This is a genomic window from Apibacter raozihei (genome assembly GCF_004014855.1).
Lineage (GTDB): Bacteria > Bacteroidota > Bacteroidia > Flavobacteriales > Weeksellaceae > Apibacter > Apibacter raozihei.
Map to the genome: position 1 here is coordinate 2,772,136 of NZ_CP034930.1, position 14,743 is coordinate 2,786,878.

The 14,743-nt window shown below is 32.3% G+C and carries 12 protein-coding genes; 3 read left to right on the top strand and 9 right to left on the bottom strand.

What is annotated here, in order from left to right; translation table 11 throughout:
- Nucleotides 1–4 precede the first annotated feature (4 nt).
- Nucleotides 5–2,575: a DNA gyrase subunit A gene (gyrA, locus tag EOV51_RS12305; RefSeq protein ID WP_128152826.1), complete on the bottom strand. Its 2,571-nt coding sequence runs from the start codon at nt 2,573–2,575 to the stop codon at nt 5–7.
- 132 nt (nt 2,576–2,707) lie between these two features.
- Here gyrA and EOV51_RS12310 point away from each other — a divergent pair, with 132 nt between their 5' ends.
- The gene (locus EOV51_RS12310) at nt 2,708–3,130 is read left to right on the top strand and encodes a hypothetical protein (RefSeq protein WP_128152827.1); all 423 of its coding nucleotides are present in this window, start codon (nt 2,708–2,710) and stop codon (nt 3,128–3,130) included.
- Here the strand turns inward: EOV51_RS12310 and EOV51_RS12315 are convergent.
- From EOV51_RS12315 to EOV51_RS12340, 6 genes are all read right to left on the bottom strand, one after another.
- Entirely contained in the window at nt 3,127–4,176 is a 1,050-nt protein-coding gene (locus EOV51_RS12315) for a glycosyltransferase (RefSeq protein ID WP_128152828.1), read from the bottom strand. The genes EOV51_RS12310 and EOV51_RS12315 overlap by 4 nt on opposite strands.
- A gap of 8 nt (nt 4,177–4,184) precedes the next feature.
- Nucleotides 4,185–5,495, bottom strand: coding sequence for a UDP-N-acetylglucosamine 1-carboxyvinyltransferase (murA, locus tag EOV51_RS12320; protein ID WP_128152829.1), 1,311 nt, complete (start codon nt 5,493–5,495; stop codon nt 4,185–4,187).
- Nucleotides 5,495–6,226 (bottom strand): DUF4290 domain-containing protein, encoded by a 732-nt coding sequence (locus EOV51_RS12325; protein WP_128152830.1) that lies wholly within the window; start codon nt 6,224–6,226, stop codon nt 5,495–5,497. Before EOV51_RS12325 ends, murA begins: the two co-directional genes overlap by 1 nt.
- Before the next feature lie 257 nt (nt 6,227–6,483).
- Nucleotides 6,484–6,879 (bottom strand): alternative ribosome rescue aminoacyl-tRNA hydrolase ArfB, encoded by a 396-nt coding sequence (gene arfB, locus EOV51_RS12330; protein ID WP_128152831.1) that lies wholly within the window; start codon nt 6,877–6,879, stop codon nt 6,484–6,486.
- Nucleotides 6,880–6,884: 5 nt separating this feature from the next.
- Nucleotides 6,885–10,232, bottom strand: coding sequence for a c-type cytochrome biogenesis protein CcsB (gene ccsB, locus EOV51_RS12335; RefSeq protein ID WP_128152832.1), 3,348 nt, complete (start codon nt 10,230–10,232; stop codon nt 6,885–6,887).
- Nucleotides 10,233–10,355: 123 nt separating this feature from the next.
- On the bottom strand, nt 10,356–11,039 hold the full coding sequence (locus EOV51_RS12340) for a DUF4294 domain-containing protein (RefSeq protein WP_128152833.1): 684 nt from the start codon (nt 11,037–11,039) through the stop codon (nt 10,356–10,358).
- Nucleotides 11,040–11,108: 69 nt separating this feature from the next.
- Here EOV51_RS12340 and EOV51_RS12345 point away from each other — a divergent pair, with 69 nt between their 5' ends.
- Complete coding sequence (locus EOV51_RS12345; RefSeq protein WP_128152834.1) at nt 11,109–12,194, top strand: M42 family metallopeptidase; 1,086 nt, start codon at nt 11,109–11,111, stop codon at nt 12,192–12,194.
- A gap of 33 nt (nt 12,195–12,227) precedes the next feature.
- On the opposite strand, the gene EOV51_RS12350 is transcribed toward EOV51_RS12345, so the two are convergent.
- Both EOV51_RS12350 and EOV51_RS12355 read right to left on the bottom strand, forming a co-directional pair.
- Nucleotides 12,228–13,334, bottom strand: a complete 1,107-nt coding sequence (locus EOV51_RS12350) for a DNA/RNA non-specific endonuclease (protein ID WP_128152835.1) — start codon at nt 13,332–13,334, stop codon at nt 12,228–12,230.
- A gap of 140 nt (nt 13,335–13,474) precedes the next feature.
- The gene (locus EOV51_RS12355; protein WP_128152836.1) at nt 13,475–14,017 is read right to left on the bottom strand and encodes a YqgE/AlgH family protein; all 543 of its coding nucleotides are present in this window, start codon (nt 14,015–14,017) and stop codon (nt 13,475–13,477) included.
- Between the two features lie 42 nt (nt 14,018–14,059).
- On the opposite strand from EOV51_RS12355, the gene pdxH reads away from it, so the two are divergent.
- Entirely contained in the window at nt 14,060–14,707 is a 648-nt protein-coding gene (gene pdxH, locus EOV51_RS12360; RefSeq protein WP_128152837.1) for a pyridoxamine 5'-phosphate oxidase, read from the top strand.
- The last annotated feature ends 36 nt before the right edge of the window (nt 14,708–14,743 follow it).

Sequence of the window (14,743 nt, forward strand, 5' to 3'; positions counted from 1 at the left end):
AAAATTATTCTGTTACTTCTGTGTTTGCATCATCCTGTATAGAAGAATTTTCTTCGGTTACATCTGAAGGATTAACATTACCTTCATCAATATATTCACCGTTTTCATCTTCGTCTACTCCTTCTTCTTTTTCAATTTTCGTTATGGCAGCAATTTCGTCGTTTTTCTTTAAATTTATTAATCGGACTCCCTGTGTATTTCTACTCATTACTCTGAGTTCTTCCACAGACATACGTATAGCAACTCCTGATTTATTTATTATCATTAAATCATTTTCATCAGTTACTTTTTGAATAGCAATCAGATTACCTGTTTTATCTGTAATATTTAAGGTTATAACTCCTTTTCCTCCCCGATTGGTGATTCGATAGGCATCTGCGTGAGTTCTTTTACCGTAACCTTGTTCTGAAACTACCAATATGGTATCGCTTTCAGGTTCTGAAATAATAACCATTCCGATAACTTCATCTGTCTCGTCGCCTAAGGTTATTCCTCTTACACCTGATGCATTTCTTCCTATGGATCTTAATTTTTCCTGAGGAAAACGAATTGCTTTTCCATATTTGGTAGCAATCATTATCTCATCATTTCCTGAGGTAAGACTGGCGCTTACTAATGTATCTCCTTCACGAACATTAATCGCATTGATACCGTTCGATCTTGGTCGGGAATAGGCCTCAAGAGTTGTCTTTTTTACTGTTCCTTTTTGAGTAACCATAACTAAGAAAGTATTATTGGTATACTCCTCGTTTTTCAAATCGTGAGTTAAAATGTAAGCTTTAATTTTATCGTCCGATTCAATATTTATTAAATTCTGAATAGGTCTTCCTTTGGCTGCTTTGGAACCTTCGGGTATTTCAAAAACTCTTAGCCAAAAGCATTTTCCTTTTTCGGTAAAAAACAGCATGTACTGGTGAGCAGTCGCAGAAACAACGTATTCCAAAAAGTCTTCATCTCTGGTTGAAGCCGCACGATTACCTACTCCACCTCTTGATTGGGTTCTGTATTCTGATAAAGAAGTTCTTTTAATATAACCCATTTTTGAAATTGTAAGTACAACTTTTTCATCTGGAATTATATCTTCTATGCTCATTTCTCCGCCGGCAAAATCTATATCCGTACGTCTTTCATCTCCATATTTTTCTTTAACCTCTACCAGCTCTTCTTTGATTATCTGGTAACGTAACACTTCATCGTTAAGAATACTTTTTAAGTACTCTATTTCTTTCATTATGGCCTCATATTCATCTCTGATTTTGTTTAACTCCATACCGGTTAATCGAGCCAGACGAAGATCCAAAATGGCCTGAGCCTGAATTTCAGAAAGTTCAAATGCTTCAATTAAACCAGATTTAGCTTCCGACGGGTTAGAACTGTCTCTGATGATTTTGATTGCCAAATCCAAAGTATCCTGCGAAGCGATTACTTTCATAAATCCTTCGAGAATATGAGCTCTTTCTTCAGCTTTTCTTAACAAATACTGGGTACGCCTAACAACTACATCATGCCTGTGATCTACAAAATGATGAATTATATCTTTTAAATTCAACTGTACCGGTTTCCCTTTAACCAGGGCTATATTATTAACGCTGAATGATGTCTGAAGTGCTGTATATTTATACAAAAGATTTAAAACAACATTAGGAATTGCATCGTTTTTTAGGATATAAACGATTCTCATTCCTTTTCTATCCGATTCATCCCTGATTTCTGAAATACCCTGTAGTTTATCTTCTTTTATCAGTTCGGCAGTACGAGAAATCATATCTGCTTTGTTTACCTGATAGGGTATTTCTGTCACTATAATTGCTTCTCTGCCATGAACTTCTTCAAAGTTGGCTTTTCCTCTAAGAACAATTCGTCCCCTTCCGGTTTCGAATGCAGATTTAACTCCCTCATATCCGTAAATAGTACCTCCGGTAGGAAAATCAGGAGCCTTAATATGCTTCATCAGTCCCTCAATGGTTATTTCTTTATCATCAATGTATGCACAGATAGCATCAATGGATTCTGAAATATTGTGCGGTGCCATATTAGTAGCCATACCAACAGCAATCCCTGAGGCTCCATTAATTAATAAATTGGGTATACGGGTAGGCATTACTTTAGGTTCTTCTAAAGTATCATCAAAATTAAGTTGAGTGTCCACCGTATCTTTATCTATATCTGAAAGAATTTCTTCTGAAATCTTTTTTAATCTTGCTTCTGTATAACGCATTGCAGCAGGTGGATCTCCGTCTACTGAACCGTAATTCCCCTGACCGTCTACTAACTGATAGCGCATAGACCATTCCTGGGCTAAACGTACCATGGTATCGTACACTGAGGAATCTCCGTGCGGGTGATATTTACCCATTACCTCCCCTACAATTCTGGCAGATTTTTTGTAGGCACTGTTTGAAGATACACCTAATTCATACATTCCAAATAAAACCCTTCTGTGTACGGGTTTTAATCCATCCCTTACATCAGGTAATGCTCTGGAAACTATTACAGACATTGAATAATCTATATAAGATGATTTCATCTCATCTTCAATGTTAATAGGAATTAATTTTTCCCCTTCTCCTGTCATATTTATATATTTATTTTTAAATAGTATAAGTGTGTAAAATTACTATTTTTTTATTGAATAAACAACGTTTTAGCTTCTTAATATAGCTTGGAAATCCATGATTATTATTGAAAAAATTAATATATTTGGACTATGAAAATTAATCGTTTACTATTTCTCTTTTTGTTGATATCTTGCTTTGCCAGTTCTCAGCAAAAAAATTTAAATTGTCTGGATTTCTCAAAAGGTGAATTTCGAAATATTGATACAAACACGGGTAGTATTTCAATTATTATTAGAAACGGTGAAAAACAACTGGAAATTTCCAATGGAACTGAAAGTTACAAGAAAGTTCGATGGCTCGATGATTGTAGCTATGTTTTATACTTTCCAAGCAAGGAAGCCCGAAAAGATAAATTTAAAAAATTTATTAATGAAAACGGAGGAATAACGGTTACTATGGAAAGAACAGATGGTAAAACTTTATACTATAAAACTTCTTATAATGATGGTAAACAAATCATTACTTCTGAAGGAAGGCTTGTTAAACTAAGTAATAAAGCTTCTTTTAACTAAGATTGGGTATGATAATGTGAAGGAAATGCTTTTTCCGGACTAATTTTTAAAATATTTAAAGCAATATATGATTTTAGAAAGCCAAATCCATAGGAAAAAAATTGTATAAATGTTGTAACAATTGACAAAAATCCGACTTGAATACTTTTATTTTTAATTGTTGAGTCTATAAAAATCAATGCATAATATATACTTAAAAATAAAAACGGAATGGTGGCTAAAACTTTTACTAAAAAAGGTAAATTAGTATAGTAAGAAAACAGTAAACTTAAAGAAACTATAGTATAGATAAAAAACAAGCTGGGAAACCAAAATGTTAATTTGACATATTCAGGATGTCGTAAATTTAAAATAGGACGCGCTATTCCAAAATGATACACTTGCCTAGAAAATTTTTTTAATGAGGTTCTTCTTTTGTGAAAAACTTTGCAATCGTTGAAAAAACGGGTTTGGAACCCTTTTTCCCATAAAGTTAAACTTAAATCCGGATCTTCTCCAATCCTCAGTTCTGAAAAACCTCCGGTAACTTGAAAAGCCTCTTTTGAAATTCCCATATTAAAACTTCTGGGTTGAAACTTATCCACTGATTTTTTATTCCCTCTAATTCCTCCGGTAGTTAAAAGCGAAGTCATAGAATACGAAATTGCTTTTTGTAAATTATTAAAACTTGCATCCGCTGAATCTGCTCCTCCAAAAGCATCCACATATTTTGATATGAGGTTAGACCGAACTTTATATATGTAATTATCTGGAGCAATACAATCGGAATCCAAAAAAATAAAATAATTTCCGGAGGCAAGTCTTACACCGTAATTACGAGCCAATCCTGCTCCGGAATTTTCTTTGTAAAAATATTTTATATCCAGTTTATCAGAATATTTTAAAGCACAAGATTCTAATTTTTCTGAGGAACCGTCATCTACAATTACTACTTCAAAATCTTTATCGGACTGTTTTACAAGACTATTTAACAAGTCCTGAAGTTCATCTTTTCTATTGAAGACTGCAATAATTATTGAAAGTTTAAGTCGAAAACTACCGTGCATATTAACTATTAGACTTTTATTCTCTGAATATCTGCTCCTAAAGCTTTTAAGCGTTCATCAATATTTTCATATCCTCTGTCAATCTGATAAATATTATGTATCTGACTTGTACCTTTGGCTGACATAGCAGCTATTAGTAAAGCGATGCCGGCACGTATATCGGGAGATGTCATCATAGTTGCTCGTAAAGGAGCTTCCTGATTTAAACCTATAACAGTAGCTCTATGCGGATCACATAGTATTATCTGAGCTCCCATATCAATTAATTTATCTACAAAAAAGAGTCTGCTTTCAAACATTTTCTGATGAATCAGAACACTACCTTTAGCCTGAGTAGCAACTACCAATACAATGCTTAATAAATCTGGGGTAAAACCTGGCCAGGGGGCATCTGAGATGGTAAGTATAGAGCCATCAATAAAATTTTGGATTTTGTAATGCTCTTGTTCAGGGATATGCATATCATCGCCTTTCCTATTTATTTCAATCCCTAACCGCCTGAATGTATCTGGTATGTTCCCTAAGTTTTCCCAGCTAACATCTTTTATGGTAATCTCAGATTTAGTCATTGCTGCCAAACCGATGATACTTCCAATTTCTATCATATCAGGAAGTATGGTGTGCTCGGTACCTTTAAGTTCTGTTACTCCCTGTATCGTGAGAAGATTAGAACCAATACCTTCAATTTTTGCACCCATTGAATTGAGCATTTTGCATAATTGCTGTATATAGGGTTCGCAGGCTGCATTGTATATTTGCGTTTGACCTTTTGCTAAAATTGATGCCATAACTACGTTTGCAGTACCTGTTACAGATGCTTCTTCTAAAAGCATATAACTTCCTTTCAGTTCATCGGCTGTAACTGAATAAAATTTTTCATCATCATCGTATTCAAACTTAGCTCCTAAACTTATGAAACCTTGAAAATGTGTGTCCAGTCTTCTACGACCAATTTTATCGCCTCCCGGTATTGGTATGTAGGCTTCTTTAAATCTTCCCAATAATGGTCCCAGCAACATAATTGATCCTCTTAACTGAGCACCATTTTTACGAAATTCTTTACTTTTTAAAAAGTCAAAGTCTATTCCATTAGAACAAAATGTATAGTCACCTTTGGCATTTCGGGATACTTTTACACCTACAGTTTTTAATATTTCAATCAGTTTAAGAACATCCTGAATTTCCGGAATATTTTTAATTCTAACAGGTTCGGATGTTAATAAAACTGCACAGATTACTTGTAAAGCTTCGTTTTTTGCACCCTGAGGATAAAAATCGCCGGAAAGTTTCTTACCTCCGACAATCTGAAACGTATTCATTACTTATTATTTTTTTTTAAATAATTGTTGTTATTATTCTTGTTTTTATTTTTGTAGTTATTGTTATTAGTGTTATTATTCCTGTTATTATTATTATTATTATTGTTATTGTTATTGTTATTTCTGTTCTTATTTTTATTATTAGAATAACTGGAATTGTTGTTACTATAGCTATTATGATTATTCTGAATAACTACATGCATTAAAGATTCTCCTTCATTGGCTTTAAGATTCCCATCTGATAATTCTTCTAAATGATTGAATATCACTTCATCTTCTACCTGATCTTTATTCCACTTCAGGTAATTTTTTTTCATTTGATTGGCAATGGCATATTTTAACCCGTCTTTCATATCACCATCTTCCCATGTTCTGGCAACATCAATCATTTTTTTAACATTTGTTCCGTAATATCTGTATTTGGATTCGTTTGCCGGATATTCCATTTTTTTCGGAGGAACGTTTAATTCGGCATGTGTAGGTATGGGATACGGAGATTCAACTTGCAACTTAAATTCAGACATTATAAAGAGCTGATCCCACAACTTGTGTTGAAAATCGGGAACATCCCTTAGATGTGGATTTAAATCTCCCATTACTTCTATTATAGATCTTGCGAATTTATTTCTCTCTTCATCTTCTTCAATAGTCAGACAATGATCGACTAACTGTTGAATATGTCTTCCGTATTCCGGAATAATTAATTTTTTTCTTTGAGTATTGTACTCCATTCTTTTAATCTGTATAGTAAATAAATATTTTAAAACTGATAATATTCTCTATTAAAATTATCAGTAGAATTTTATCAATTATGTTTCACTTTATAATATATCTTTCAAGTAGAAAGACAAAGTCTTTCTTATAGTATTGACTTTTGTAAGTTTTGAAGAGCTATATCTGTCAATACATAACCTACAAATGTAAAGATAATTCCCGAATTTATTGAAAAAGATTTTTTTTTATCTGCAATTATGTAAAAGGCATTCAACTACCAATTATTTTTATTTCTTAACTTTTTTATTTCAGAAACTTTTTTCTTGAAAGAAAGCCTTTTCTCAATAGATGATTTGGTTCTTCTGGAAGGTCTTCTGCTTTTAGGTATGTAAAGAGATACATCTACAAGTTCAATGATTTTTTTTGTTGCTATTTCTTTATTCTCCAATTGCGATCTGCTTTCAGAGCTTCTTACTAATAACTCGCCATCTTTATTAATGCGGTTAACCAATTTTAAATGAATACGCTCTTTCTCTTCTTCGGAAAAAAACAGGGAATTTTTTACAATCCATATAGCTTCTACCATTGTCTCAACTTTATTAACGTTTTGACCTCCCTTTCCTCCGCTTCGTGCTGTCCTGTACTTTATTTCTGAACTGAAATTACGCATTTGTATTAAACTTTTTTTACTTCTTTGAAGTTTCGATTATGCAATATATATGAAACTATAGCCAAAATAATTACGATTACTATAACAATATACACCCATAAAGGTATTGGAACCGGATCACCTTGTGCATAGGAATGAAGACCGGATAAATAGTAGTTAACACCAAAATAAGTCATAATAACTGAAGAAAATGCAAGTAAGGAAAGTAAGTTGAAAATATATCTGCCTCGCCAACCGGGTACTAATCTTAAATGCAATACAACAGCATAAATAATAACGGAAATAAAGGCCCAGGTTTCTTTGGGATCCCAACTCCAATAACGCCCCCAACTTTCATTTGCCCAAATACCTCCTAAAAATGTACCTATAGTTAAAAGAAATATACCAATGGCTAAAGATATTTCGTTTACAATAGTTAATTCTCTTATTGAATCTTCTACTTTGTGTGATATTCTCTTGTTATTAATTATAAATAAGAGTAATACAACAGTTCCTATGAGTGCACTCAGTCCAAAAAATCCGTAGCTAGAGGTAATTACTGCTACATGTATCATCAGCCAATACGATTTTAATACCGGAACCAGCGGAGTAATCTGCGGATTCATCTGGTCTCCACCATGTGCAAATCCCATTAAAATTACTGCTACCAAACATCCTGCAGCCGGAATAAATCCGTTGCGGTTTTTATAAAGTAAAAATCCGGCTAATACTCCTATCCAGCTTATAAACATAACAGCTTCATATCCATTAGACCAAGGTTCATGTCCGGATACAAACCACCGAACTCCTAATCCAAGACCATGTATAATAAATCCTAAAAATATAATTCCAAGCAATATGTACTCAAAAATTGAAATAGTTTTCAGCTTTATCAAAAATAGTTTTGCAAAAGCTACTATTAGCAACAATGTACCAACAATAGCATACAAAATCATCATCTTAAAAAATACATCCCAGTTGTTGTATCTAATCTCCCATTTCACTTTAGCTTCAGAAGGAATCACTTGTCCTCCCCATTTATGCTGATATTCTGAAACAACCTGAAGCTGTTTATCTGCAGTTCCCCAATTTCCTGTTTCTTCAGCACTAATTACTGATTTGAAGTAACCTCCTATCAGATCTAAAGCAATATCATTTTCCTTAAAGTCTGAAGTTATCCACGAAGTCCAGGTATGATTCGGATCATTTTGTAGAGGAATAAAACGTAAGTACAAACCAGCTATTAATGCTTCCATTACTTGTAACTTATCATTAATTTCTATTACTTCTTTATCATAATTGGATTGATCTGCTGGTTTTTTAGCAAAGGCTTTTTTGAAATCTTCTTCTAAAATAAATCGTGGACTTCCATCTGAACCTGCAGGATATAAGTTAATTAAAGTTGTATATCCTTCATCATCAGCTTTAACACGTTTTTTGAGCTCATCTCCGCCCCTGTTACCTATTTTTATTAAAGGAACTTGCGCCCAACTCATAGGATCTATAGATATAGATATTAAAAACTGGTTTGCATCCAGATTATAGAAGTTATTACTTTTATGTAGTTTTCTTAGTATTTCAAGAGCTAATGTATTTACAGGTTCAATTCTTCCGTCAAATGACTGAACTAAAAGTGAACCAAATTTATCCGAATGTTCTTTGGGTATTTTAATGCTTTCTGCAAAGATTTTCGGATCCAACGGTGTTGCCGGAATTGAAGAACTTTTTTCCTGTTTAGGATGGTTGTGAGCATTTTCTGCTGTAGGTTCTACTTCGGGAGTATAAATTTCATTGTTACTATGTACGGTTCCATCAGAATGAACATGAGTATCGTTAGAATTTTTTATAACTGTTTCTTTTTTTATTTTTCCATCTTCTGTTCCATGCATATCTATGGTCTGAGAAGATAATAATAAACTACTTAACAGTAATAAAATTAGGTATGTTTTCTTATTTTGTGAAATCTTTTTCAATTGATCATTCAATTTCCAGAAACGTGTCCCTTTCCAAAATAGGGTAACAAACATTCCTAAAATAAGTAAAGCATATCCTATATAAGTCACAGTAGTCCCCCAGAAATCGTGATTAACGGAAAGAATGGTTCCTTTTAAATCCTGATCAAAGCTAGACTGGAAAAAACGATATCCTTTATAATTAAGAATATGATTCATGTATATTTTGTAAGGAGTTTCTTTACCTTCATCAATTATTGAAACTTTAGATTCGTAAGAAGAGGGACTATTACTTCCCGGATATCGTTCCATGATAAATTCATCCAGTTTCAAATAGAATGGTTCTGTTTTATATATTTTAGCTCCATATCCTACTGAAACTAGTAAGTTGTCTAATAAAACCTGCTTTTGAACTCCAGTCATTCCTTTTTTACCATAAAATGAAATATTTTGGGTTTCTTTATCAGTTGAAACTTCCATAAATATTAAATCAGGGGAACTCTGGTTTTTATTTTTATCTCCTTCAAAATATATAATTTTACCTTGTTTGGGTGGCTGGGGAACAACAAAACTTGCATTGGGAAACTGATATAAACTCGCTAAATGTAACTGTTGGATTTTATCTTCTCCATCAACAGCTACTTCTTCTTGTGTTGCCATAATTAAGCGTCTACCCATCATAGGCGAGGTAAGTGACATCTCACCATTTTTTATGGTTATATTAATAGCTTGAGGCATGGGTGCATTGAAACTAATGGTTGCATTTTGAACCTGTCTTGCTGAACCTTCTTCTATATACACGTTTTCTCTTCCCCCTTCACCAATAGTTACAATGTGAAGAATGGGTTTTCCAGTATTTGAAAATTGAACGGAATCCTGTGCCCTAGGTATATAGTCAATAGTTTTAACTCTGACTTTCTTTCCGTAAAAATCGTATTGAGCTTTAAAATCTTTTTGAAAAGGTTTTAACAGTATGGGAATATTTTTTGAGGTCAGTGTAAAGGGTACATCTTGATAAGCTCTTGTTTCTCCTTGTGCATTGGCTATTTGAACTTTAAAAAATGTTGCCTCTGAAATTACTTCATTACTTTTCTCACCTTGACGAATGTGCATAGTTCCTTCATAGCTAATGTAACGAGTAATTGCACCGCCAATAAAAATGAAAATAAATGCAAGGTGAAAAACGAGAATCGGCCATTTTTTAAGTTTCCATAACTGATATTTTTGCATATTCCCAATAAAATTTAAAATAAGTATCAGCATTACTAACTCAAACCATTTGGCATTATATATTAGTGCTTTGGCTGTAGGTGTACCGTAGTCATTCTCAACGAAGGTGGCACAAGCCATTGATACCGCATAGATAACAAGCATAACTGCTGTTGTTTTCGTAGAAAATAATAGAGCAAGAATTTTCTTCATAATTTATTTACCCTTGTAATTAAAATCTGTCAAAAATACATTAAGTATATTCGATAGCAAAATGTTTGTAATAAAAAAGATGGAAGTTAGGATTGTTCTAAATTATAGCTGTCATTCTTACTTTTATTGAATTTGGTTTTTTGATCCTACAATTGGTTTTAAATCACCAAATTCGTAGGCTCTTATCAGTATAGATTCAACATAAGCATCATCTCTGATATGATAAGGATCAAAAGGTTCTTTTAAATCTATATCAAATGCTCCTGCTTTAGCATTCCACCAAAATGCAGACCATCCGTTTTTTAATTCTTTAATAATGTCATAAACACTTTTACCTGTAGATCTGTACATGAGTTTAGAAAAAATTTTACCTTCAGACTTTGTTAATTTCTTCAATTGTGTTTCGTATTTTTCTGAAAGTTCCTTCTGCCTTTTTTTTATATATTTTTTAAAATCAGAACTATTATTATCTAACTTAATTGAATCTTGTAAGTTATTGTATTCTTTTACGGCTAATTCCAAATAGGGGTATAGATTGTATACTTTCTTTTTTAATCGATTATACTGGTATCTGTCTAATTGATTGTTAAATTTAGGAAGACTTGAGACATTAATTAATTTAAGATCAATAGATATACTATCTTCATATGATTTAAAATCTGTCGCTTCTTCTTTAATAATTTTTTCAGGATCAAAGGAATAATTAGATATTGAATCTTGATTTTCAGATAGCGGTAAAACTTCCTGTGCTTTATATAAGCTGAAAATAAATAAAAAGAAAACCTTTATTAATACAGTGAGTTTCATTAAAAAGAAAATACACAAAAATTATTCCCAAATTTACTATTTTTGTAGAAATAAATTATTACAACTCTGATGAAAGATAGTATAATAAATAAAAAATCGATAAAATTTTTAGAAAAATATCTCAATACTCCATCTCCAACCGGTGCTGAAAGTGAAGGTCAAAAAGTATGGATAGATTACATCAAACCTTATGTAGATGTTATTCAAACAGATAATTATGGTACCGCTTATGGGGTCATAAATCCTAAAGCAAAATACAAAGTAGTTATAGAGGCTCATGCAGATGAAATATCCTGGTTTGTTAATTATATTACTGAGGAAGGTTTGATCTATGTTGTCAGAAATGGAGGTTCTGATCATATGATAGCTCCTTCTAAAAAAGTAAACATACATACTAAAAAAGGATTGGTTGAAGGTGTTTTTGGTTGGCCAGCAATTCATACAAGAAATTATACTGGGGTTGAGGAAGCTCCTAAGGTAGAAACTATATGGGTTGACTGCGGTGCTTCTTCTAAAAAAGAAGTGGAAGATTTAGGAATCCATGTTGGGTGTATTATAACTTACCCAGATGAATTTTTCATTTTGAATGATTCCTATTTTGTTTGCCGGGCATTAGACAATCGTGTGGGTGGATTTATGATTGCTGAAGTAGCCCGTTTACTTAAAGAAAATAATGATAAACTTAGTTACGGTTTATATATAACAAATTCAGTTCAGGAAGAAGTAGGACTTAGAGGAGCTGAAATGATTACTCAGACAATTAAACCCGATGTTGCTATTGTTACGGACGTAACTCATGATACTACAACACCTATGATAGATAAAAAGAAACATGGGGAAATAAAATGTGGTAGTGGTCCTGTAATATCTTATGCACCAGCAATTCAAAATAATTTACGGGAACTGATTATTGAATCTTCTGAAAAAAATAATATTCCTTTTCAAAGGAATGCCTGTAGCCGTGTAACCGGAACAGATACTGATGCGTTTGCCTATTCCAACGGTGGAATTCCTTCAGCTCTTATATCCCTTCCTTTGCGCTATATGCACACTACAGTAGAAATGGTTCATAAAAATGATGTGGAAAACGTTATTAAAATGATTTATTATTCTTTGAAAAATATTAAAAACGAACAAAGTTTTAAATACTTATAAAAATAAAAGGGAGCTTATTACAGCTCCTTTTTTTTATTTCCATTGATTTTCATCTATGGAATTTTTAATTTCTTCTGCTATTTTTGGAAAGAATACAAAATTTGTTAAATCTTCTAGCTCTTTTACTGTGAGCTGATAAAGTTTAAAATTTGTGTTATTTGTTGGTGAAACATTATCCATTTTATATGCAATTGAAGTAAAATTATTTTTGGTTCTTTTGAGTAAAGCTTTAAAATAATATTTGGGAATTGCTATTTTATTTTTATTATTATCATAAGCATAATTGATTTTTGAGTCTGTGGATGATGTAATCATAGCACCTGTAACTACATACAATGTATCGCATTGGTAAGTCCAGGTTCGTACTTTATTTTCAAGATTTGCCCACAACTTTTGATTAAGATCCTTATTTTGGGGAGTCATATTTGAAAAATAAAAAGTCGTTTTGTTATTATTTTTTGAACTTGTCCTATCTGCACTCGGTATCTGATGCCCTCTGTCATAACCAGAAATACCTTTAAACAAAGAAGCTTGTTGACTTTGAGATATATTTGGATCAAAATCCCAGGCATCTGTTCGACCAGAGCTTCCTATATAAGATGAGTGCATGGGATATGCCACCCAATAAGCAACCTTTTGTTCTGTATCATATAACATTGAATAGTTACGAATGGTCGGATTATCTGGTAAAGAATGCCTTACAAACATTGTGTTTGTTAAATTTTTTCTTTCAGGCAATTCTACCCAACCTAAATTTCCCGTATCTGTTCCCGGATTCGGCTCTTGGGTTAAACGTACTTTTAAATCATTAGATCCGTTTGAAACTGATATAATAGCACTCCTGCTTTCTGATGTACTGTTTGCATCTACTGATATATTAACTGTTGAGTTACCTACCCCTTGATCTGCTGAAAATGAAACCCAAGTTCTGTCTTTTTCATCAACGGTTATATACCACTGTTGCGTTGTGGTTATATTTAATTTTACCGTTGTAGCAATAGAAGATATATTTACAGTAGATAATGAAATGGAAAAATTATCAGTTTCATTTTGTCCATCATCACTTGATGAGCAACTTTGATACACCGATGATGAAATCAAAATTATTAAAGAAAAAATTACATAATATATATTCCTCATAATAGCTATACTTATTATGTAGCAATATATAAATTTATTTTTGTTAATAATTTAACTTATTTATTAAATGCTTATGATTTATTTCAGTATATCTGTTTGACAATTATTTACAATAAAAAAATTAATCAAAAATTAATATTTCAGTTCAATTCAGGATTAGCGGGTGAGTTAACCCAAATAATATTTGTTTTATCAATCTTAATTAATTGATTTTTCCAAATATTCTCATCCCATTTTAGTATATTAACTTTTTCACTATCTGTTACAAGCCAATCTTCTCTGTTTAATTCTCCTTCTAATTGTCTTTTCCCCCATCCGGAATAACCCAGAAAAAATCTTATTTCTTCTTCTTTAATTAATTTGTCGTTAACTGCATTTTTAATTTGCTCATAATCTCCTGACCAGAAAAAATCCTCATTAATGGATACTCCTCCTTGTATTACGTCTGGACGCGAATGTATTACAAATAAATGATCCTGATTAACCGGCCCTCCTACGTATACTGTCATATCTGTTTCAACATCCGGAATTAAATCAGATAGTTTTTTTTCGTATGTCTTATTAAGGACAAAACCTACAGCCCCTCTTTTCTCTTCATAATCTGTTATATAAATTACAGTTTTGGAAAAAAAGGAATCATTCAAAATAGGTTTTGCAATTAATAATTTACCTTTGTAGTTCATTGTATACTTAATTTACATCCTAAAATTACATATTTTTTCATTATGGAAGATCTATCTGATAAAAGAAAAGTGTATAATTCAGGTTATTTGCTTGAATCTGAGTTAAAAGAAAACCCTATAGAAATGTTTAGAGACTGGTATTTTATGGCTGAAAACAGTTCTTTAATCTCGGAACCTAATGCCATGTGTATTACCACTATAGAAAATAATTTAATCCCTCGTTCACGAATGGTTCTTTTAAAGCAATTTACCTGGGAAGGGTTTATTTTTTATACCAATTATTTAAGTAGAAAGGGTAAAGCAATACTTGAAAACACACAAGTCTGCTTGCATTTTTTTTGGGATGTGTTAGAAAAACAAATTATTATTAATGGTAAAGCAGAAAAACTTGCTGAAAATCTTTCCGATGGTTATTTTCATTCCCGCCCCCGCGGAAGTCAATTGGGAGCTATGGCATCACCGCAAAGCAAAGTAATACCTAATCGGGAATACTTAGAAAACAAACTTTCAGATCTAGATAATAGTACAAAACATTTAGAAGAACTTACACGTCCTGAAAATTGGGGTGGATACTTAATAAAACCTACCCAAATAGAATTTTGGCAGGGAAGACCCAATCGGTTGCATGATCGAATTATTTATGAATTAAATACGGATGGTGAATGGGTGGTTAGTAGACTAGCTCCATAAAAAATGATTAATTTATGATTTAACTTATATTAAAAA

Excerpts from the sequence above, each read along its gene's own strand:
- gyrA (WP_128152826.1), bottom strand. The coding sequence starts at position 2,575 with ATGACAGGAGAAGGGGAAAAATTAATTCCTATTAACATTGAAGATGAG.
- EOV51_RS12310 (WP_128152827.1), top strand. The coding sequence starts at position 2,708 with ATGAAAATTAATCGTTTACTATTTCTCTTTTTGTTGATATCTTGCTTT.
- EOV51_RS12315 (WP_128152828.1), bottom strand. The coding sequence starts at position 4,176 with ATGCACGGTAGTTTTCGACTTAAACTTTCAATAATTATTGCAGTCTTC.
- murA (WP_128152829.1), bottom strand. The coding sequence starts at position 5,495 with ATGAATACGTTTCAGATTGTCGGAGGTAAGAAACTTTCCGGCGATTTT.
- EOV51_RS12325 (WP_128152830.1), bottom strand. The coding sequence starts at position 6,226 with ATGGAGTACAATACTCAAAGAAAAAAATTAATTATTCCGGAATACGGA.
- arfB (WP_128152831.1), bottom strand. The coding sequence starts at position 6,879 with ATGCGTAATTTCAGTTCAGAAATAAAGTACAGGACAGCACGAAGCGGA.
- ccsB (WP_128152832.1), bottom strand. The coding sequence starts at position 10,232 with ATGAAGAAAATTCTTGCTCTATTATTTTCTACGAAAACAACAGCAGTT.
- EOV51_RS12340 (WP_128152833.1), bottom strand. The coding sequence starts at position 11,039 with ATGAAACTCACTGTATTAATAAAGGTTTTCTTTTTATTTATTTTCAGC.
- EOV51_RS12345 (WP_128152834.1), top strand. The coding sequence starts at position 11,109 with ATGAAAGATAGTATAATAAATAAAAAATCGATAAAATTTTTAGAAAAA.
- EOV51_RS12350 (WP_128152835.1), bottom strand. The coding sequence starts at position 13,334 with ATGAGGAATATATATTATGTAATTTTTTCTTTAATAATTTTGATTTCA.
- EOV51_RS12355 (WP_128152836.1), bottom strand. The coding sequence starts at position 14,017 with ATGAACTACAAAGGTAAATTATTAATTGCAAAACCTATTTTGAATGAT.
- pdxH (WP_128152837.1), top strand. The coding sequence starts at position 14,060 with ATGGAAGATCTATCTGATAAAAGAAAAGTGTATAATTCAGGTTATTTG.